Annotated in this window: 16 protein-coding genes; 9 read left to right on the top strand and 7 right to left on the bottom strand. The window is 71.2% G+C overall.

The window, feature by feature from the left end; all coding sequences use genetic code 11:
* The first annotated feature begins 81 nt into the window (after positions 1-81).
* The 5 genes from ACTIGN_RS23760 (at position 82) to ACTIGN_RS23740 (ending at position 7929) form a co-directional block, all read left to right on the top strand.
* Complete coding sequence (locus ACTIGN_RS23760) at positions 82-2169, top strand: DUF1549 domain-containing protein (RefSeq protein WP_439628503.1); 2088 nt, start codon at positions 82-84, stop codon at positions 2167-2169.
* A gap of 12 nt (positions 2170-2181) precedes the next feature.
* Positions 2182-3543, top strand: a complete 1362-nt coding sequence (locus tag ACTIGN_RS23755) for a serine hydrolase domain-containing protein (RefSeq protein WP_439628501.1) — start codon at positions 2182-2184, stop codon at positions 3541-3543.
* Between the two features lie 52 nt (positions 3544-3595).
* Positions 3596-4915, top strand: coding sequence for a DUF1501 domain-containing protein (locus ACTIGN_RS23750; RefSeq protein WP_439628499.1), 1320 nt, complete (start codon positions 3596-3598; stop codon positions 4913-4915).
* Positions 4916-4987: 72 nt separating this feature from the next.
* Positions 4988-5695, top strand: coding sequence for a hypothetical protein (locus ACTIGN_RS23745; protein ID WP_439628497.1), 708 nt, complete (start codon positions 4988-4990; stop codon positions 5693-5695).
* A 128-nt stretch (positions 5696-5823) separates the two neighbouring features.
* Positions 5824-7929 (top strand): hypothetical protein, encoded by a 2106-nt coding sequence (locus tag ACTIGN_RS23740; protein WP_439628495.1) that lies wholly within the window; start codon positions 5824-5826, stop codon positions 7927-7929.
* A 125-nt stretch (positions 7930-8054) separates the two neighbouring features.
* On the opposite strand, the gene ACTIGN_RS23735 is transcribed toward ACTIGN_RS23740, so the two are convergent.
* Both ACTIGN_RS23735 and ACTIGN_RS23730 read right to left on the bottom strand, forming a co-directional pair.
* On the bottom strand, positions 8055-8873 hold the full coding sequence (locus ACTIGN_RS23735; RefSeq protein ID WP_439628493.1) for a TIM barrel protein: 819 nt from the start codon (positions 8871-8873) through the stop codon (positions 8055-8057).
* A gap of 77 nt (positions 8874-8950) precedes the next feature.
* On the bottom strand, positions 8951-9811 hold the full coding sequence (locus ACTIGN_RS23730) for a branched-chain amino acid aminotransferase (protein WP_439628491.1): 861 nt from the start codon (positions 9809-9811) through the stop codon (positions 8951-8953).
* 113 nt (positions 9812-9924) lie between these two features.
* Here ACTIGN_RS23730 and ACTIGN_RS23725 point away from each other — a divergent pair, with 113 nt between their 5' ends.
* Positions 9925-10509, top strand: coding sequence for a Uma2 family endonuclease (locus tag ACTIGN_RS23725; RefSeq protein ID WP_439628489.1), 585 nt, complete (start codon positions 9925-9927; stop codon positions 10507-10509).
* A 9-nt stretch (positions 10510-10518) separates the two neighbouring features.
* Positions 10519-11514 (top strand): 16S rRNA (cytosine(1402)-N(4))-methyltransferase RsmH, encoded by a 996-nt coding sequence (gene rsmH / locus ACTIGN_RS23720; protein ID WP_439628487.1) that lies wholly within the window; start codon positions 10519-10521, stop codon positions 11512-11514.
* On the opposite strand, the gene ACTIGN_RS23715 is transcribed toward rsmH, so the two are convergent.
* The 4 genes from ACTIGN_RS23715 to ACTIGN_RS23700 form a co-directional block, all read right to left on the bottom strand.
* Complete coding sequence (locus ACTIGN_RS23715; protein WP_439628485.1) at positions 11500-12573, bottom strand: hypothetical protein; 1074 nt, start codon at positions 12571-12573, stop codon at positions 11500-11502. The two genes, rsmH and ACTIGN_RS23715, sit on opposite strands and share 15 nt — an antisense overlap.
* Positions 12570-13700: a hypothetical protein gene (locus ACTIGN_RS23710; protein ID WP_439628483.1), complete on the bottom strand. Its 1131-nt coding sequence runs from the start codon at positions 13698-13700 to the stop codon at positions 12570-12572. Before ACTIGN_RS23710 ends, ACTIGN_RS23715 begins: the two co-directional genes overlap by 4 nt.
* Positions 13697-14707: a hypothetical protein gene (locus ACTIGN_RS23705; protein WP_439628481.1), complete on the bottom strand. Its 1011-nt coding sequence runs from the start codon at positions 14705-14707 to the stop codon at positions 13697-13699. Before ACTIGN_RS23705 ends, ACTIGN_RS23710 begins: the two co-directional genes overlap by 4 nt.
* Positions 14708-14782: 75 nt before the next feature.
* Positions 14783-16321: an MBOAT family O-acyltransferase gene (locus ACTIGN_RS23700; RefSeq protein WP_439628479.1), complete on the bottom strand. Its 1539-nt coding sequence runs from the start codon at positions 16319-16321 to the stop codon at positions 14783-14785.
* Between the two features lie 161 nt (positions 16322-16482).
* On the opposite strand from ACTIGN_RS23700, the gene ACTIGN_RS23695 reads away from it, so the two are divergent.
* Complete coding sequence (locus ACTIGN_RS23695; RefSeq protein ID WP_439628477.1) at positions 16483-17331, top strand: hypothetical protein; 849 nt, start codon at positions 16483-16485, stop codon at positions 17329-17331.
* Positions 17332-17333: 2 nt separating this feature from the next.
* On the opposite strand, the gene ACTIGN_RS23690 is transcribed toward ACTIGN_RS23695, so the two are convergent.
* Complete coding sequence (locus tag ACTIGN_RS23690; RefSeq protein WP_439628475.1) at positions 17334-17921, bottom strand: hypothetical protein; 588 nt, start codon at positions 17919-17921, stop codon at positions 17334-17336.
* 359 nt (positions 17922-18280) lie between these two features.
* Here ACTIGN_RS23690 and msrA point away from each other — a divergent pair, with 359 nt between their 5' ends.
* Positions 18281-18964 (top strand): peptide-methionine (S)-S-oxide reductase MsrA, encoded by a 684-nt coding sequence (msrA, locus tag ACTIGN_RS23685; protein WP_439628473.1) that lies wholly within the window; start codon positions 18281-18283, stop codon positions 18962-18964.
* The last annotated feature ends 158 nt before the right edge of the window (positions 18965-19122 follow it).

The following is a 19122-nucleotide window of genomic DNA, read 5'->3' as shown; positions in this document are numbered from 1 at the left end:
CGCTGACCACCGGGGCCGCCCCCGGCTTGCCGACCGCCCGCTCGAACGCCCGCCGCACCCGCCACCCCCGGAGCCGCCCACATGCGGTTCTGCCTCACCATCCTGGCCCTCGCCGCCCCCGCGACCGCACGGGCCGCGGAGTTCCACTTCGAGAACGACATCCTCCCGATCCTCGGGCGGTACGGGTGCAGCGCGTCCGGCTGCCACGCCAAGGCCGAGGGGCAGGGCGGGTTCAAGCTGTCCGTCCTCGGGTCCGACCCGGAGGCCGACTACGCCGCGCTCACCAAGGAGGGCCGCGGCCGCCGCACCTTCCCCGCGTCCCCCGACGACAGCCTGCTCCTGCGGAAGGGCACCGGCCGCACCCCGCACGGCGGCGGCACCAAGCTCGCCTTCGGCGGCGAGGACTACCGCGTCGTCCGCAACTGGATCGCCGCCGGGATGCCGTTCGGCGCGCACGACGCCCCGCACGTCGTCGCGTTGACGGTCGAGCCCCGCGAGCGGGTCATGGGCCAGAACGCCGCCCAGCAACTCAAGGTGACGGCCCGGTACTCCGACGGGGCCGAGAAGGACGTGACCCGCCACGCCCGGTTCCAGTCGAACGCCGACGCGGTCGCCGTGGTGGACCCGAACGGGCTCGTCACCACCCGCGATGTGCCCGGCGAGGCGACCGTGATGGCCGCGTACCTCGGCGAGGTGAACGTCTTCAGCGTGCTGGTGCCGCGGCCGGGCGCGCTGGTGAAGAACAACCAACCGCAGCTCAACTTCATCGACAAGCTGGTGGACGCGAAGCTCGCCAAGCTGAACGTCGCGCCGTCGGGCCTGTGCGACGACGCCGAGTTCCTCCGCCGCGTGTTCCTCGACCTGACCGGCACGCTGCCGACCGCGGCCGAGGCGCGGGCGTTCCTCGCTGACGCCGCCAGGGACAAGCGTGCGAAGCTGGTGGAATCGCTGCTGGACCGCCCCGAGTTCGCCGACCTGTGGGCGATGCGCTGGGCCGACCTGCTCCGCGTGGACCGCGGGCCGCTCGGGCACCAGCGGGCGCACCTCTACTACAAGTGGGTCCGCGGCGCGATCGCGAACAACAAGCCGTTCGACGAGTTCGCCCGCGAGTTGGTCACGGCCGAGGGGCCGGTCGCCGAGGTCGGCCCGGCGAACTTCTTCAAGGTGATGACCAAGCCCGGCGAGACCGCGAGCGCCGTGTCGCAGGTGTTCCTCGGCGTGCGGATCACCTGCGCCGAGTGCCACCACCACCCGTTCGACCGGTGGAAGCAGACCGACTACTACGGCATGACGGCGTTCTTCGCGACCGGCACCACGACCAACCCGCGGACCAACAAGCCGGTGTTCGCATACGCCCTCGGCGGCGAGATGCCCGCGGCGGACCCGACCGGCGACCGCCGCGTGCCGCTCGCCGAGTGGATGACCCGGCCCGACAACCCGTTCTTCGCCCGCAACCTCTCGAACCGCGTCTGGGGCTGGCTCCTCGGCCGCGGGCTGGTCGAGCCGGTGGACGACGTGCGGGCCACCAACCCGCCGAGCAACCCGGAACTGCTCGACGGGCTCGCGAAGTTCGTGGTCGAGAGCAAGTACGACGTGCGGAAGCTGATCGTCGCGGTGACCGCGTCGCGCGTGTACCAGACGACGACCGCCCCGAACGACACGAACGAGCGCGACGAGCGGAACTTCTCGCGGGCGTACTTCAAGCGGCCCGACGCCGAGGTGCTGCTCGACATGATGTGCCAGTCGCTCGGCGTGCCCGAGAAGTTCCAGGGCTCGCCGGGGGTGACGCGGGCGGTGCAACTGTGGGACAGCAAGGCCCGGAGCGACTTCCTGAAGCTGTTCGGCCGGCCCAGCCGCGTGACCGCGTGCGACTGCGAGCGGGGCAAGGAGCCGAGCGTGTCGCAGGTGCTGAACCTGCTGAACTCGCCGGACATCCAGGCGAAACTCACCCACGAGGCCGGGACCGTGTCGCGGCTCGTGCGCGAGCAGAAGGACGACGCGAAGCTGGTCGAGGAGCTGTACCTGACCTTCTTCTCGCGGCCCCCGACGGCCGCCGAGAGCGGGGTGGGCGTGAGGCACCTGCGCAAGCTCCCCGCGAGCCGCCGCGCCGCCGCCGAGGACCTCGCGTGGGCGCTGCTCAACAGCACCGAGTTCCTGTTCAACCACTGAGCCCGAGCCGCCGTGCCACGCCACCCCGCACTCCTGTTCGTCCTGCTCGCCGCCCCCGCGGTTCACGGTCAGGCTGCGCCGAAAGAGGTTGATTTCACGCCGCTCGAAGCCGTCGCCAAGAAGGAACTCGTCGACAGCGCCGTGCCCGGTGCGGTGGTCGTGATCGTGCAGGGCGACCGCGTCGTGTACGCGAAGGGCTTCGGCGTCACGAGCGTCGAGGGCACGGAGGTGCCCACGCCCGACCACCTGTTCCGCATCGGCTCGACCACCAAGGTGTTCGTCGGCATGGTCCTCGTGAAGCTCGCCGAGGCCGGCAAGCTGAAGCTCGACGCGCCGGTCGGCAAGCTGATCGACGGGCTGCCGCCCGAACTCTCCGCGCTCACCCCGCAGCAGTTGCTCACGCACACCGCCGGGCTGCCGGACGAGAGCGACATGTTCGGCAGGCACGACGACGAGGCGCTCGGGGCCAGCATCAAGAAGTGGACGGCCGACAAGCTCTTCACCAAGCCGGGCGACGTGTACTCGTACTCCAGCCCCGGGTACTGGATGGCCGGCTACGTCGCCGAGCGGGCCGCGGGGAAGCCGTTCGCCGACGTGATGGCGACCGAGTTGTTCTCGCCACTCGGCATGAAGCGCACGACCTTCCGCCCGACAATGGCGATGACGTACCCACTCGCGCTCGGCCACGAGGTGCGGGGCGGCAAGCCGGTCGTCGTGCGCCCGGCCGCCGACAACGCCGCAACGTGGCCGGCCGGGTCGATGTACACAAGCGGCACCGACATGGCCCGGTTCATGATCGCGTTCCTGCACGAGGGGAAAGTCGACGGCAAGCCGGCCCTGACGGCGTCGCTCGTGAAGACGGTGACCGCGCCGCACGCCGCGGTGCCGGGCGAGGGGCACTACGGCTACGGCATCCACGTCGAGAAGGTCCGCGGCGTCGACGTATGGACGCACAACGGCTCCCGGGTCGGCCACGGCAGCCGGCTCACGATGGCCCCGGGGCACGGGTTCGGCCTCTTCATCGTGGCGAACCGCAGCGGCGCGAGCATGCCCCGCACCGCGGCGAAGGCACTGGAACTGGCGCTGCCGTTCGAGCCGGCCGCGAAGCGGGACGCCGGCCCGAAGCCGGCCGCCGATCAACTGGCGGTCCTGGCAGGCGTGTACCGCAACGGCCCGCGGCACATGGACCTGAAATGGGCCGACGGCGCACTGTCGCTCGTCGAGGCGAAGAAGGGCGGGCCGGTCGAGCCGCTCGGGGGCGAGAAGTTCCGGGCGGAGGACGGCGAGCGGTTCGAGGCGCTCACCGGCTGCGACGGGGCGACCGCGTACCTGTTCCGCAGCGGCCGGGCGTACCGGAAGGACGACGCGAAATAATCACCATTCCAGCCGCCGCGTCGCGACGCAGCGGCTTCGGGGGGAGCGACCCATGCCCACGCGATTCTGCGACGGCCACACCCGGCGGGACGCCCTGCGGGTCGGCACCGCGAGCCTGTTCGGCGCGTCCCTCGGGCTGCCGCAACTGCTCCGGGCGTCGGACGCCGCGAAGCCGAAGAGGGACGTGTCGCTGATCTTCGTGTTCCTGCACGGGGGCCAGAGCCACATCGACACGTTCGACCTGAAGCCGGACGCGCCCGCGGAGATCCGCGGCGAGTTCCAGCCGATGCAAACGAAGGTGCCCGGGCTGGTCATGTGCGACCTGCTCCCGAAGACCGCCGGGCAGCTCGACAAGTTCTCGCTGGTGCGGTCGTTCCGGCACCACAACTCGGACCACGGCCCGGCCGACCACTACATCCTCACCGGGTTCTTCCCGACCCCCGGGTTCAACCCGACGCTGTCGCCGAACAACCAGAAGCCGAGCGTCGGGTCGGTGGTGTCGAAGAAGCTCGGGCCGAAGGGGTCGGTGCCGGCCTACGTCGCGCTGCCGAAGGTCCACCCGAGCGGCGGGTCGGCGTACCTCGGCGCGGCCCACGCCCCGTTCGTCATCGACGCCGACCCGAGCGCGCCGACGTTCTCGGTGCCCGACCTCGTGCCGCCCGCGGCCATCGCCAGCGACCGCCTCGACGACCGCCGCAAGCTCCTCGACACCGTCGACCGGTTCCACAAGAGCGCCGAGGCGCGGGCGAACGCGCAGGTCGGGGCGGTCGCCACGTTCCGCGACAAGGCGTTCGACCTGATGACCTCGCGGCAGGCGAAGCAGGCGTTCGACATCGCCGCCGAGCCCGAGAAGCTCCGCGACGAGTACGGCCGCAACTCGCTCGGCCAGAGCTGCCTCATGGCACGCCGGCTCGTCGAGGGCGGGGTGCGGTGCGTGACCATCGACCACAGCAACTGGGACACGCACGACGGCAACTTCGCGGTGCTCAAGAACACGCTGCTGCCGGCCTACGACTCGGCCGTCAGCGCGCTGTTCCGCGACCTGGCCGACCGCGGGATGCTCGACAGCACGCTCGTGGTGGTGACCGGCGAGTTCGGCCGCACCCCGCGGATCAACAAGAACGCCGGCCGCGACCACTGGGGGCCGTGCTTCACGGTGCTGCTGGGCGGCGGCGGGATCAAGGGCGGCGTGGTGGTCGGCAAGACCGACGCCCGCGCCGAGCGCCCCGCGACCGACCCCTACGGCCCCGAGGACCTGTTCGCGACGATGTTCGCGCAGATGGGCATCGACCCCAAGGGCGAACTGCACATGCCCGACGGCCGCCCGACCGGCCTCGTCAACGGCGGCAAGGTGATGACCGAGTTGGTGTGAGTTGGAAGAGAAGAGGGTTCACCGCAGAGGGCGCGGAGAGCGCAGAGAGAAAGCCGACAAGCGAGCAAAGCCGTGACGATGAATCCGTGGTCGGCACTCCCCAACGCGCCCCCATTCGTCCTCCCAGGCGAGGAACAAGCCGCGGTCGAAGAGTTCAATCGAACGGCCGCGCCGAAATACCGGCTCCACACCGACGCCTTGCTGCCCGAGGCGTTTGTCGGTGCCAAAGACGCTCCCGTGGTGCTGCTCAGCAACAACCCGGGCCTGAGCGCCACCGCGAGTAGAACAGAGGCGCGCCAGAGCCCGGTTTTTCGCGAGTGGGTGAGAAAGAGCCTGCTTCACGAGCCGCTGGAGTACCCGTTCTTCTACCTCGCCCCGGTGTTTCGCAAGATCGGCGGCGGGGATTGGTGGGACCGGAAACTGAAGCGCCCGCTGGCGACATTCGAGCGAGTCACCGTGGCGCGGTCGTTCCTGAATGTGGTGTACTTCCCGTACCCGTCCCTCCGGTTCGGGCACCGACGGATCCGCGTGCCATCGCAAGAGTACAGTTTTGCACTCGTAAGTGCCGCGGTGGAACGGGGAGCGGTGATCGTCCTGATGCGACCGGGTAAACGAGACGTGTGGTTGGAGGCGGTTCCGAAGTTGGCGAACTACAGCCGGTTCCATGCGGTGAAGAACCCACAGAACCCGACAATCAGTCCGAAGAACTGCGACGGGTACAGCGAGGTTGTCAAGGCGATCGAGACTTCCGCGGGGGCGATGAGAGTACACGGGGGATGACCATGCACCAGACTCGCGTTGATCTCGGCTCGTATCGCACTCTGCTCTGTCGGATTTCTCTCTGCGTTCTCTGCGCCCTCTGCGGTGAATCCTCTTTCCTCCGAGCCAACCCGCCCACGGCGAGCTACGTGTTCCCGGCCGGCGGGCAGCGCGGCACCACGGTGCCCGTGCGGATCGGCGGGTTGTTCCTGCACGACAGGTGCGCGTTCGACCTCGCCGCGCCCGGCGTGAAGGCGTCGCCGGAACTCGTGCGCGACAAGCGGCTGTGGTTCGAGGGGCCGGTGCTCCCGCTCCCCGACTCGCAGCGCCAGGAGGACTACCCGGCCGACATGCGCGGCTCGGTCGCGCTCGCGGCCGACGCGAAGGTCGGCCCGGTCCGCGGCCGCGTGTTCACGTCGCAGGGCGGGGCCGGCGGCCTGGTGTTCGTCGTCGGCGACTTGCCCGAGGTCGTCGAGCAAGAGGTCGAGGGCGAGCCGATCCCGAAGGCGCTCGCGCTGCCGGTCACCGCCAACGGTCGCGTGTTCCCGCACGAAGACATCGACCTGTGGGAGTTCGACGGCGAACCCGGCAAGACCGTTACCGCGTTCGTTCACGCACAGGCACTCAACTCGCCGCTCGTCCCGCAACTCGACGTCCTCGACGCGAAGGGCAACGTCGTCGCCGAGCAGATGCCGCACCCGTGCGTCGGCACCGACGCGAGCGTGCGGTTCACGCCGAAGGTCGCTGGCAAGTACCGGGTGCGAATCACCGACGCCCGCACCCTCGGCGGCCCGGCCTACGTGTACCGCCTCACCGTCACCACCGCTGACGTGCCGCAGTTCCACTTCCCGCTGCGGGTGAAGCCGGACGGCCTGAAGGACGCGACCGACGCGAAGGACGCGCTGAGCGCGCCGGTGGCGCTCAACGGCCGCATCGAGAAGCCCGGCACCGCGAACGAGTGGAAGCTCGATCTCAAAAAGGGCGGCCGGTACGCGCTCGACCTGGTTGCCCGCCGGGCCGAGTCGCCGCTGTGCGGGGTCGTGACGGTCACCGACCCGACGGGCAAGGAGGTCGCGAAGGCCGAAGCAAGCGAGACGGCCGACCCGAATCCGCTCGCGTTCAGCCCTTCGGTCGACGGCGTGTTCACCGTGCGGGTGAGCGAGAAGTACCGCGGCCGCGGCGGTCCGAACTTCGCGTACCGCCTTGCGGTCACCGACGCCACCGCGCCCGCGGGCGAACCCGGCTTCCGCCTCACGCTCCCGGCCGCCGCCGTCACCGTCGCGCGCTCCGGCACCGTCAAGGTGAAGGTCACCGCCGAGCGCAGCGGCGGCTTCGCCGGTCCGATCGTCGTGCGGGCCGTTGGCCTGCCGAAGGGCGTGACCGCGCCGCCGGTCGTGATCCCCCGCAACCAACCCGCCGCGGAACTCACGCTCACGGCCGCCGCGGACGCGCACATCGCAACCAGCGCTCTGAAGATCGAGGGCACCGGCGTCGCGGGCGTCACCGCCCGGGTCGCGGGCGGCACCGTTGTGTCGGGGACGCGGTTCGTTCCCGAGACGGGCGACGTGCGGCTCGCGGTCGCGCTGCCGACCCCGTTCAAACTCGTGGACGAGTACGTGATGACGTCGGCCGCCCGCGGGGAGGTGTACAAGCGGAAGTACAAGCTCGACCGCGGCGGGTTCGACGGCCCGATCGAGGTGCAACTCGCCGACAAGCAGGCCCGGCACCTCCAGGGCGTGTCGGGGCCGGTGCTCGTGCTCAAGCCCGGCGAGACGGCCTTCGAGTACCCCGCGTACCTGCCGCCGTGGATGGAACTCGGCCGCACCTGCCGCGCGTGCGTGATGGCGACCGCGAGGGTCAAGGACCCCGTGGACGGCCGCGAGCACACGGTCAGCTTCAGCTCGACGGAGCAGAACCAGCAGATGATCGTGGTCGTGTCGCCGGGGCGGCTCGACATGAGCCTCGACCGCACGAGCCTGCGGGCCGAGCCGGGCACCGAGGTGCGGCTGCCGGTCACGGTCGCCCGCGACAAGAACCTGGCCGGCCCCGCGAAGGTGGAAGCGGTACTGCCGGCGCACTGGAAGGGCGTGACGGCCGCCCCGCTGGTGATCCCCGCGGGCCGCGACACGGGCGAGTTGGTGCTGACGTTCGCGAAGGACTGCGGGCCGTTCAACGCGCCGCTCGTGGTCCGCGCCACGGTCGAGACGAGGGACACGCCCGTGACCGCCGAGGCGAAGGTCGAGATCGTGAAGTGAGACACCAAGCGAAGCGATGGGACGCGGATGGCGCGGATGAGACACGGGAATGAAAACCGATCAGCCAGAAGGCAGTTGTGAACTGCGATCTCGGCTGATCCTCTTCATCCTGGCTTTGATCCGCCTCATCCGCGTGCCATCGCCTCTCGGAACGCCACCATCGTCTGCTTCGCCGCGGCCTCGGGGTCGGGCAGCGGCAGCACCTCGGCCGACAAGTACCCCGAGTAGCCGATGTCGCGGAGCGCCTGCACCACGGGCGCGAAGTCGGTGTGGCCCATCCCCGCGGCGCGGCGGTTCGAGTCTGCGAAGTGGACGTGGCCGACGTACTTCCCCGCGGCCCGCAGGGCGTCCGCCAGGTTCACCTCTTCGATGTTCATGTGGTACAGGTCGCACAGCAGCGCGACGCGCTGGACCCCGAGGCCGGCGAGGAGCGCCGCGCCGTCGGCCTGCGTGTTGACGAGGTTCGTCTCGTACCGGTTGAGCGGCTCGTACAGCACGCGGGTGTCGTAGTCGCCGGCGTGCTCGTCGAGCTTGAACAGCGCGTTGCCGAGGTAGCGCAGCGCGACCGGCTTGGGCACGTCGTCGCCGGCCCGGCCCTGCATCGACCCGATGATGACCGGCGCGCCGAACGGCCCCGCGAACTCGATCACCTTCTTGACGAAGTCGAGCGCCCTGTCGCGGGTGGCCTGGTCGGCCGCCGTGAGGCTGAGCTTGTGCTTCACCCACCCGGCCCCGGTGCCGACCGCGGCGAGTGACAGCCCGTTGTCATCGAGGAGCGCCCGGAGGTCGCCCGGGTCCACCGCGTCCGGGCCGGGCGGGAACAGTTCGATGGCGTCGAACCCGAGCGCCTTCGCGCTGCGGCACGCGGCGGCGAGGTCGTCCCAGAACACGAACGGCCCCCCGCGGGCCTCGGGCACGAGCGACACGGTGACGGCGGACTTCATTACGGGTGAAGGGGTGAGAGGGTGAAGGGGTGAAGGGGTGCGGTGTCTCCCGCTCGCCCTTCACCCCTTCAATTTAGTCAGGAGCGAACGAGCGCGGCGTACTCGGCCTGGAGCTTCTTGGTGACCGGGCCGACCGGGTACTCGCGGCCGTCGATGGAGCCCACCGGCTGCACCTCGACCGCGGTGCCGGTCAGGAACACCTCGGTCGCCTTCGCGAGTTCGTCGGGCCAGATCTCGCGCTCGACGACCGTGATCCCGGCCCTGCGGGCGAGGTCCATCACCGTCTGCCGGGTGATGCCGTTGAGGATCGTCTCGGTGGTCGGCGTGTGCAGTTCGCCGTTGATGAGCAGGAACAGGTTCGCGCCGGTCGCCTCGGACAGCCGGCCCTTGTAGTCGTGCATCAGCGCGTCCTGCGCGCCGGCCGCGAGCGCCTCGTCCTTCGCGAGCGTGCAGATGATGTAGAGCCCGGCGGCCTTGCTCCCGGCCGGGCTCGACTCGGGGCTCGGCCGCTTCCACCGGCTGGTGACGAGCTTGATGGCCTTCTGCTCGTAGTACGCGCCCCACGGGAACGCCGCGATCGCGACGTGGACCTTCGTGCCGATCGCCGACACCCCGATGACCTCGGCGCCGCGCCACGCGATCGGCCGGACGTACCCCGAGTCGAGCTTGTTCTCGGCGATGACGAGTTTCGTGGCGGCGTCGAGTTCGGCGACCGAGTACGGCAGCTCGTAGGCGAGCATGTTGGCCGACTTGTGGAGCCGGGCCGAGTGCTCGGTGAGCTTGAACGCCTTGCCGTTGTAGATCCGCAGCCCCTCGAACACGCCGTTGCCGTAGTGCAGGCTGTGCGAGAGGACGTGGAACTTGGCCTCGCGCCACGGCAGGAGCTTGCCGTTGTACCAGATCACGCCGTCGCGGTCGTCCATCGGGGGACTGCTCATTTCCAACTCCGGTAAAGGTGCTCCGGTCAGTTTATGATCGCCCGGCCGCGGAGCCACAACGCGACTGGTGCCGGCCCCGCGATCGGGGTAACTTTGGGGCAGGAGGACACGCTGTGCCAACCTACATCACCCCACGGCCGCTTCTCGTGCGCTGGACCGCGGAGCAGTTCAACGCGGTCTGCGGCATGGGGTGGTTCGAGGGCCGCCGCCCCTTCCTTCTCGATGGCGTCATGTGGGAGAAAGGGCCGATGAGCCCGACCTACGCTTGCACCCTCGGACTCGTTACCGATGCCCTGCGCCCACTGTTTTCCAAGAGCTGGTTGATCCGCCAACAAATGCCGTTGACCGTGGACGAGTACAACGACCCCGTTCCCGATGTCGGTGTCGTTCGCGGCGAGCCCCGGGACTTCTCGGACGAGCACCCGTCAACGGCAGTGATGGTAATCGAGGTCGCGGATACGTCGCTCCAGATCGACCTCACCGAGAAGGCCGAGCGGTACGCCACGGCCGGCGTCGCCGACTACTGGGTGCTCGACGTCGTGAACCGCGAACTGTACGTCCTGCGCGATCCGGCCCCGCTGCCCGCCGGTCTCGGCGCGACGGCGGACCGCGACCAGAAGAAGTTCACCACCTCCGACCGCGTCTCGCCGCTCGCCGCACCGCATGCATCCGTCCTCGTTGGCGACCTGTTGCCGTAGAATGACCCGATGAGCGACGAGGCACCCAAGAAGAAGCGGCGGCCGTTCTGGCGGAAGCGCGTGCGGCGGTCGACCGCGGCGGGCGAGCACAAGCCCGTGCTGCTCGCCGAGGTCCTCGCGGCGCTGGACCCGCGGCCCGGCCAGACGGTCGTCGATTGCACCCTCGGGTTCGCCGGCCACGCCCTCGAACTCCTCGCGCGCGTCGCGCCCGACGGGCTCCTCGTCGCCACCGACCTCGACCCGGCCAACATCGAGCCCGCCCGCGCCAGGCTCGAAGCGGCCGGCGGCCTGTTCGCGCTGCACCACACGAACTTCGCGGGGCTCACCGGCGTCCTCGCGGCCGAAGGGGTCACGCAGGTCGACGGGCTCCTCGCCGATCTGGGCATGTCGAGCATGCAGGTCGACGACCGCCGCCGCGGGTTCTCGTTCATGCGGGACGGCCCGCTCGACATGCGGATGGACCCGACCCGCGGCCGCACCGCGGCGCAGCTCCTCGCGACGCTCCCCGAGGAGGAACTCGCGGCGTGCTTCCGCGACCTCGGCGACGAGCCGCGGGCCGACGCGATCGCGTCCGCGATCGTTCAGCAGCGGGCGACCGCGCCCGTCGAGCGCACGAAGGAGCTGCGCGAGTTGATCGAGCGGGCGGCCCCCGTGCAGGTGAGTCGCACGCCGGGCGCGCCGCCGGAGCGGAAGCAGCTCTTGGGGCCGAGCACCCGCGTGTTCCAGGCGCTCCGCATCCTCGTGAACCGCGAGCTCGGGAGCCTCGCGCACCTGCTCCGCGTGCTCCCGACCATTTTGAAGCCCGGTGCGGCGGCCGCGATCATCAGCTTCCACAGCGGCGAGGACCGGCTCGTGAAGGTGGCGTTCCGGGACGGGCTCCGCGCCGGCGTGTACGGGGCGGTGAGCGCCGACGCGGTGCGGCCGACGTTCGAGGAGCGGAAGGAGAACCCGCGGTCGCGGTCGGCGAAGCTCCGGTGGGCGCGGCGGGCGTCAGCGGTCGAGTAGCCCGAGCGAACGGAGCCACGGCGTCAGGTGCGTGTCGGCGAGCCACCGGCTGTACCGCTCGGCCCCGTGCCGGAGCATGTGGTGGCCGTCCATGAACTCGTCCTCGCGCGCGTCGAGCGGTGCCGAAAAGACCGGGACGTTCAGTTCCCCGGCCAGGCCGCGCAGGTGCCCCTCGGCCGCGTCCAGCACGCCCGGCGCGAACGCCGCCCGGAACGCCGGCGAGACGGGCGGCACGAAGAACGCCACGGGGACCGACCGCTCGCGGCACGCGGCCACCAGGTCGCGCACCGCCCGGTGCGACACTTCGCCCGGGTGGAACCCGATGAAGGCGTCCCGGTACTCCCGGCGGGCGTGCGCCGTGGCCCGCTCGCGGTACTCGGGGGTAACGCCCGCGATCGGCTGGAACCCGTGCGGGTCGAGCGTGTCCCACTGAAAGTCGATCCGCCGGTCCCACGGCTGCCAGTTCGGCACCCAGTGACTCATCAGCACCTGCCGCTGCGCGAACCACGGGTTCGCCCGTGCCCGGAGCCAGTCGCCCCGCAGCGCGGCGGGCGCGGCGAGGTACGGATCGAGGCGGCGGAAGTCGCCCGCGGAGAGCCGCGCGACCCGGTCGCGGAACTCGCCGTCGGCCGGACCGTCCACGGCCATGACCGGCGGGAACAGTTCCACGACCACCGCCGCCGGCGTCGCCCCGGCGTCGAACGCGCGGCGGAGCGCCAGTAGTTGCTTGAGGGGCGTCGAGGCCGACTGCCCGAAGTTGAACGCCCGCGTGCCGCCCATCGCCGCGGGGGCGATCGCGTTCTGCGTCCGCGACGACCCGACGACCAGCACCACCGGTTCGTGTGAGCGGGCCAGGCGGCCGATCCGGTGCCCGAACTCCGGGTCGCGCCACTCGGGCTTGACCGTCTCCAGCGCGAGCGCCAGGCCGGCCGCCGCCGCGACGAACGCGACCGCGCCCCACATCAGCGAGGCCCGTGCGGACCGGCGGCGGTCGCCCGCCCGCGGAGTTGGGGCCGCGAATCGCGCGAGGGGGATTGCGAAACGGAGGCGGGTGTTCACGGCTGCCCCCCGGTCGCGGGGAACATCTGTGCGACGGCCGGGCCGAGCTTCCGGGTGTACTCGGCCGCGCCGGGCCGCGTCAGGTGGAAGCCGTCCATGATGAGCGCGTCGTCGATCCAGTCGCGGGTGTTCAGCACCGGCACCCCGAGGTCGCGGCTCAGGCCGGCGAGGTGCTCGCGGGCGAGCCGCTCGACACGCTCGGGGTACAGCTTCCGGAACTCGGTCGACTCGGGGAGGTACACGAACCCGACGGCCGCGCCGTGCGCCCGGGCGAGCGCGACCGTCTCGCGGAACGCGCGGTCGGCTGCCGGCGCGACGCGGTACGCCGCGAACAGCGGGTTGTAGATGTCGGCGCACCGGGCGTGGCACGCGGCCCGCGCCGGCGTCAGCCCCGGCTCGAACTCGGGGGCCGGCTTCCACCCCCACCCGTCGAGGTCGTCCCACGTCCAGTCGCTGCGCTTCTCTGGCGGCACCCACCGGTGCGCCACCTGGACCAGCAGCCGCTCGCGGTGGCCGAACGCGGGCACCCGGTTCTTCCAGTCCATCTCCCGCTCGATCCGGGCCGCGTCCGGGAAGTAGTCGCGGACGAGCGGCCGGTCCACGTCCATGAGGCGGTCGCGGGCGATGCGGTGCGTCTCGACCCACCCGCCGTCGTTGTGCAGGAACGGCGGCCAGTACTCGATGAGCACGACCGCGGGCCGGAACCCGTCGGCGTACGCGCGGCGCAGGACCATCTGCTCCATGATCGGGCCGCTGCCGAGGAGGGCCGCGTTGAACAGCAGCGGGTCCGGCCGGGTCGGGTCGGCGGGCCGCGTGGCCTCCCACTCGGCGGGGCGCAGGCCCATCGCGGTCCGTGAGCTGCCGACGACCAGCACGAGCGGCCGGCCGGGATTCTCGGCGAGCCGCGCGCGGAGTTGGCTCGTGCGGCGGCCGTACTCGGGGTCGCGCACCCGGGCATCGGACGACACCGCGCCAACGAGTGCGTTGAGCGCGAGGGCTGCGACGCCGAACCAGAGCAGCGTCGGCCGCGCCTTGTGGCGCCGAACAGGAGCCGCGCGTTCGACGGAGGCGCGCGGCAGCTTGAGCCGTGCGAGCCACGCGAGGCGGAGGCGAACGGTGCGTGTCACGGTGTCACCTCGGGAGCGAGCACCTCGGCGGTGAGGCGGTCGGTGAACGTCGCGGCCCCGCCGGGGAGCAAGTGGTGCCCGTCGGCGAAGCCGGTGTCGGGCACCCACCGGCGGGCGTCGGTCACCGGGCACCCTTCCTCGCCCGCGAGCCGCGCGAGCCAGCGGTCGAACCGCGCCCCGACTTCGGCGGGCACCAGGTCGCGGAACCACGCGGCCTCGGGCATCACGACGAGCCGGACTGGGATTCCGTGCTCGTGTGCCAGGCGCACCGTGTCGCGGAGGGCGCGCTCCGCGGGGCCGCCGGGCGTAAGAGTGCGCAGCACGTCGGCGTAGTCGCTGCGGGCGCGGGCGCGGCTCGCGGCGACGAGTGCGGGCGTCAGCACCTCCTCGGGGATGCGGTGCCAGCCGCGGGCGTCGCCGGTGCGGCCTTCGTCGTACCGGCGGTGGGGCGGCACTGCCCACGGGGCCACGCGGCCGAGGAGCTGGAACCGGAGCCCGAGCCACGGGTTCGTCCGTGTGCCGCGCCACTGCGAATGGAGCCGGTCGCGCGGGACGCCGTACCCCGCGAGGCGGTCCAGTTCGTCGCGCGTGAACCGCGAGCCGTCGATCATGCGGGCTTCGAGCGGCTCGCCCCCGAGATCGGCCGCCAGCGCCGGCAGCACCTCGACGAGCAGCAAACGTGGTCGGTGGCCCGCAGCGATCAGGCGGCGCAGGTAGACGTTGTGCGTGACCGGTCCCGTGCCCGGCACGCCGAAGTTGAAGGCGCCGGCGCGGCCGGCGTCGAACCCCGAGTTCACCCGCGACGTGCCGAGGAACACCGCGGGCGATGGGTCGGTCCGCTCGACCACGGCGAGTCGCGCTTCGAGGTCGCCGTAGGCCGGGTCGCGGACGAGGTACGACGCCTCGCCGAGCGCCGAGAGGCCGGCGGTCGCGGCGAGCAGCGCCAGGAAACCCGTGGCGAGTGCGCGCCGCGAACGCGAGCGCGCCGTCGCCGGCCGGGACCGCACTGAGGCGGTCGCGGGCCGGGGCCACGGCACGAGGGCTCGCGTTCGCACTCTCACAGGCGGTCGCCCCGCGTCGGGTCAGAACTGGAAGTAGATGAACGTGGTGCCCGTGTCCGGGGCCAGGACCATCGCGGCGCACAGGCACACCGCGTACCCGGTGCCCAGGACCGGAGCCGGGAGCCGGGCGTGGATCCGGTCCCACGCGCCGGACCGCACCAGCAGGTGGCACGCCAGCACGAACCCGGCCAGCACCCACAGGCTCTTGTTCGGCAGCGGCAGCGGCAGCCCGCGGTGCAGCGAGAACAGGTGCCGGTACAGGTCCAGCGCCTTCGACAGGTCCGGCTGGAACAGCACCCAGCACAGGCTCACGGCGAGGAACGTCACGAACACGCGGAGCGCCGTGCCCGGGTACGACTCCAGCACCGCCGACACCCGCGGCCGCGGCTCGCACCAGTCCTTGAACTGCTTGTGCAGCACGAGCAGCAGCCCGTGCGCGACGCCCCACAGGACGTAGCCCCACGCGGCCCCGTGCCACAGCCCGCCGAGCACCATCGTGAGCATCAGGTTCCGGTGCGTCGCCCACCGCCCGCCGCGGCTCCCGCCGAGCGGAATGAACACGTAGTCCCGGAGCCACGTCGAGAGCGAGATGTGCCACCGCCGCCAGAACTCGGTCACGTTCGCCGAGAGGTACGGCATCGCGAAGTTGTTCGTCAGCTTGTAGCCCAGCAGGTGGGCCAGCCCCAGCGCCATGTCCGAGTAGCCCGAGAAGTCGCAGTAGATGCGGACCGCGTAGGCCAGCACCGCGAGCCAGCACGTGCCGGTGCCGTACTTGTCCGGGTCGGCGATCACCGGGTCGCAGAACAGCGCCATCCGGTCGGCGATCGCGAGCTTCTTGAACACGCCCATCAGGAACAGTTGCACGCCCACCTGCGCCCGCACCCAGTTCCACCGCTTGGGCCGCCGGGTCTGGCGGAGGAAGTCGCCGGCCCGCACGATCGGCCCGGCGACCAGGTGCGGGAAGAACAGGATGAACAGCAGGAACCGCGGCAGGCTCGTCTCGGCCGGGATCTTCCGCCGGTACACGTCCACCGCGTAGCTGATCGCCTCGAACGTGTAGAAGCTGATGCCGAACGGGATGAACAGCGCCAGCGGGTTGAGCTTCTGGTAGCCGGGGTCGTACCCCAGGCGGGTGAGCCCGTCGAACAGTTCGTTGAGGAAGAACCCGCGGTACTTGAAGTAGCACAGGACGCCGAGGTTCATTGTGACGCTGGCGATCATGACCGCGAACCGCCACCGGTCCCGCTTGGTCGCGGCCATCGCCCGGCCGAACAGGTAGTCGGCGAGCGTGGTGCCGGTGACGAGGAACGCGAGGTCGTAGCTCCACGCGGCGTAGAAGTGGAAGCTCGCGACCACGAGAAGGTAGATGCGGAGCATCGGCCACCGCCGCGGGAGCGCCCAGTACAGGGCGAACACCGCGGCGAAGAAGACCAGGAACGCCTGCGTGTGGAAGAACGGGGCCGGCAGCCACGAGTGCAGCCACTGGAAGTACTGCGGGGCCGACTGGAGCGCGGCGGCCTCGGCGGGCGGCAGGGCGTCGGCGAGTAGCGTCAGGGGCATGGCCGGACCCGTCCGTGGGTGTATCGGGTCCGAGACTATGCCAGAGCGCGAAGTGGGGGTCAACCCCGGTGCCGCGCCCCGGCGCGACCTCGGCTTGACGGCCCGCGGGGCCGCAGTTATGCGTCGCCCCAAAGTGCGACCACGGGCCGAGGGGCGTGCGGATGCGGGTAGCGGGGCTGCTCCTGGTGCTGGCGTGCGGGTCGGTGGTGGGGTGCGTCCACCGCCGGCCGAGCGTCCCCACCATCGTGAAGTCGCTCACCCCGCCGCGGCAGATCGACGGGCTCGTCGTCGAGTCGGTGCTGATCGAGCAACCCCTGGGCGACACGTTCATCGACCGCGACCTCTGGACCGAAGCGACCCCCGTCGGCTCGCCGGAGACCCGCGCGCTGCTCGACGAGAACGGGCTGCGGGTCGGCGTCATCAGTGGCACCGGCCCGCAGAGGCTCCAGACGCTGCTCGGCTCCGAGACCGACACCGTCAGCCCGCAGCTCACGACGTTCCAGATGCGCAAGGACACGGTGCTCCCGACCGCGACAGCGGGGGCGTGCAAATACGAGGTGCGGACCGACCTGGGCGGCAAGGCGACCACAGTCGAACTGACACAGGCCAGGTGCGGGGTGCTGGTGCGGCCGCAGCAGGCGTCGGACGGCCGGGTGCGGGTGTGGTGCGAGCCGCAGGTGCAGCACGGCGACCGCCAGCAGTGGCTCCGCCCGAACGAGGACGGGACGAAGTTTGCCCAGCACAACGAGGTGCCGAGCGAGAAGTACGCGGCACTCGGCGTCGAGACGACTCTCGGCCCGGACGACTACCTGATCGTGGGCTGGGACGCGGCCGCGGCCGACACGCTCGGCTCGGTCCTGTTCAGCGCCGACGCCGGGGGCCGCCCGCGGCAGCGGGTGCTGGTGATCCGTGCCCGCCCCGCGACGCTTCCAACCGCCCCGGACCTCCCGCCCATCACCGGCGCGGCCAAGCGCCCGTCCGTCGCCGCTCAGGCCGCCTGGAAGAAGTGAAGTTACCCCGACTCGCCGCCCCCCATTCGGCGCTTCAGCCAGCCGCCGACGCCGCGGCCCTTCGACGCGAGCAGCAAGTACACGAGCACGAGGACCGACGGCGGGCCGAGCCAGAGGATGAGATCCTCGGGCGGGAACGTCACCGCGGAGCCGGCGTCTCGCCACACCTGGGCCGTCGGCTTGCGGGCCAGCAGTTCGCCCAGGTACGCCCCGAGCAGAAGCAACAGGAGCGCGACGCACCCGTCGGCGATCACCGGCAGCGGGTTGGCGCGCGGCCGCCGGGGCTTTTCCGGGGCGGGCTCTGGCACCGGAGCCGGCTTGCGGCGCACCGGCGGCTTGGGTGCGGGCTTCGGCGACTCGTCGGCGAGTTCGGACTCGGGTTCGGGTTCGGGCGGCGGGACGGGAACCGGCTTCGTGAGCTTCGGAACGGCCGGGCGCTCGGCGGGTCGGGGCGGCGGTTCGGGCTCCACCGTGCTGGCCTCGGGTACGACGAGCGGTTGCCCGCACCCCTTGCACAGGAGCGGGAGCCGCGCCAGCGCGAGGGGCACCTCGGAGTACCGGCCGCAGCTCGAACAGTTGAAGCGGATCACCGCGGGCCCTGGGCGGGTGTGAGTGAGCGACGAGTATCAGTGTACGCGGCGGGCGGGTTCGGACACCGGCGCGGCGCGTTCGCACGCACGGCACCGCCGGGGCACGCTCGCCCGTCCGTCGGCTCCTGCGGGGCGAAGGGACCAGCGGCCAGAACCTCAGACGGGCAGAGCGCGGAAGCGCGAAACGAGGCCCTTCGGCCCTCACCTTCTGTCCCCTGGGGCTCTGTCCTCTCGTCCGAAGGCCTTGGCGGGCTGCCCCGGAGCCGGCGAGCGGCCCGGCGCACGAGTTGACCGCCGGCCCCGCGGTGGGTCTATAATCAGGTGTCGCACACTCGAAGCCCGCTTGGGGACCGCACCACATGTCGCGTAAACTGGCCTGGGCGGCGCTCGCGGTTGCGGTCGCCGGCCTGTTCGTCGCCCTCCGAAGCGAGTTCACCGTGCCCGAGAACTTCCCCGTCCTCGACGCCGCCGAGATCGGTTCCAATACTCCAGCGGCCGGCGGGACCGAACTCGCCACGTTCGGCTCCGGGTGCTTCTGGTGTACCGAGGCCGTGTTCCAGCAACTCAAGGGCGTCACGAAGGTGGTGTCCGGGTATAGCGGCGGCAGCGAGAAGAACCCGACCTACGAGCAGGTGTGCTCAGGCCGCACGGGGCACGCCGAGGTGATCCAGGTGACGTTCGACCCCGCGGTGGTGTCGTACCCGGAGCTGCTGGAGGTGTTCTGGCGGTCGCACGACCCGACGACGCGGAACCGGCAGGGCAACGACGTCGGCCCGCAGTACCGCTCGGTGGTCTTCACGCACTCGGACCGGCAGGGGCAGGTGGCCGAACTCTACAAGCAGAAGATCGACGCGGCGCAGGTGTTCCCGCGGCCGCTCGTGACCGAGATCGAGCCGTTCACCGCGTTCTACCCGGCCGAGGGGTACCACCAGAACTACTTCGCCGACAACCCGCGCCAGCCGTACTGCCGCGCGATCATCGGCCCGAAGGTCGAGAAGCTGAAGGCCGTGTTCGCCAACAAGCTGAAGCCCGACGCGCCGTGACCGCGGGTGTCAAGTTGGTGGGGCAGACATGCTTGCCTGCCTCCCGAGGCGACGGTTTGAATGTTGCTCGGTCGAAATCCTCGGCCTCACGCGGGCCGCCACGGAGGGCGGCCCCTACCCACCGAGAACCAACCTCTGGTAGGGGCCGCCCTCCGTGG

Source organism: Gemmata sp. (genome assembly GCF_051859125.1).
In the GTDB taxonomy this organism is placed as follows: Bacteria; Planctomycetota; Planctomycetia; order Gemmatales; family Gemmataceae; genus Gemmata.
Note: the sequence above shows the minus strand (reverse complement) of the source record. Positions and strands in the feature narration are given on the sequence as shown.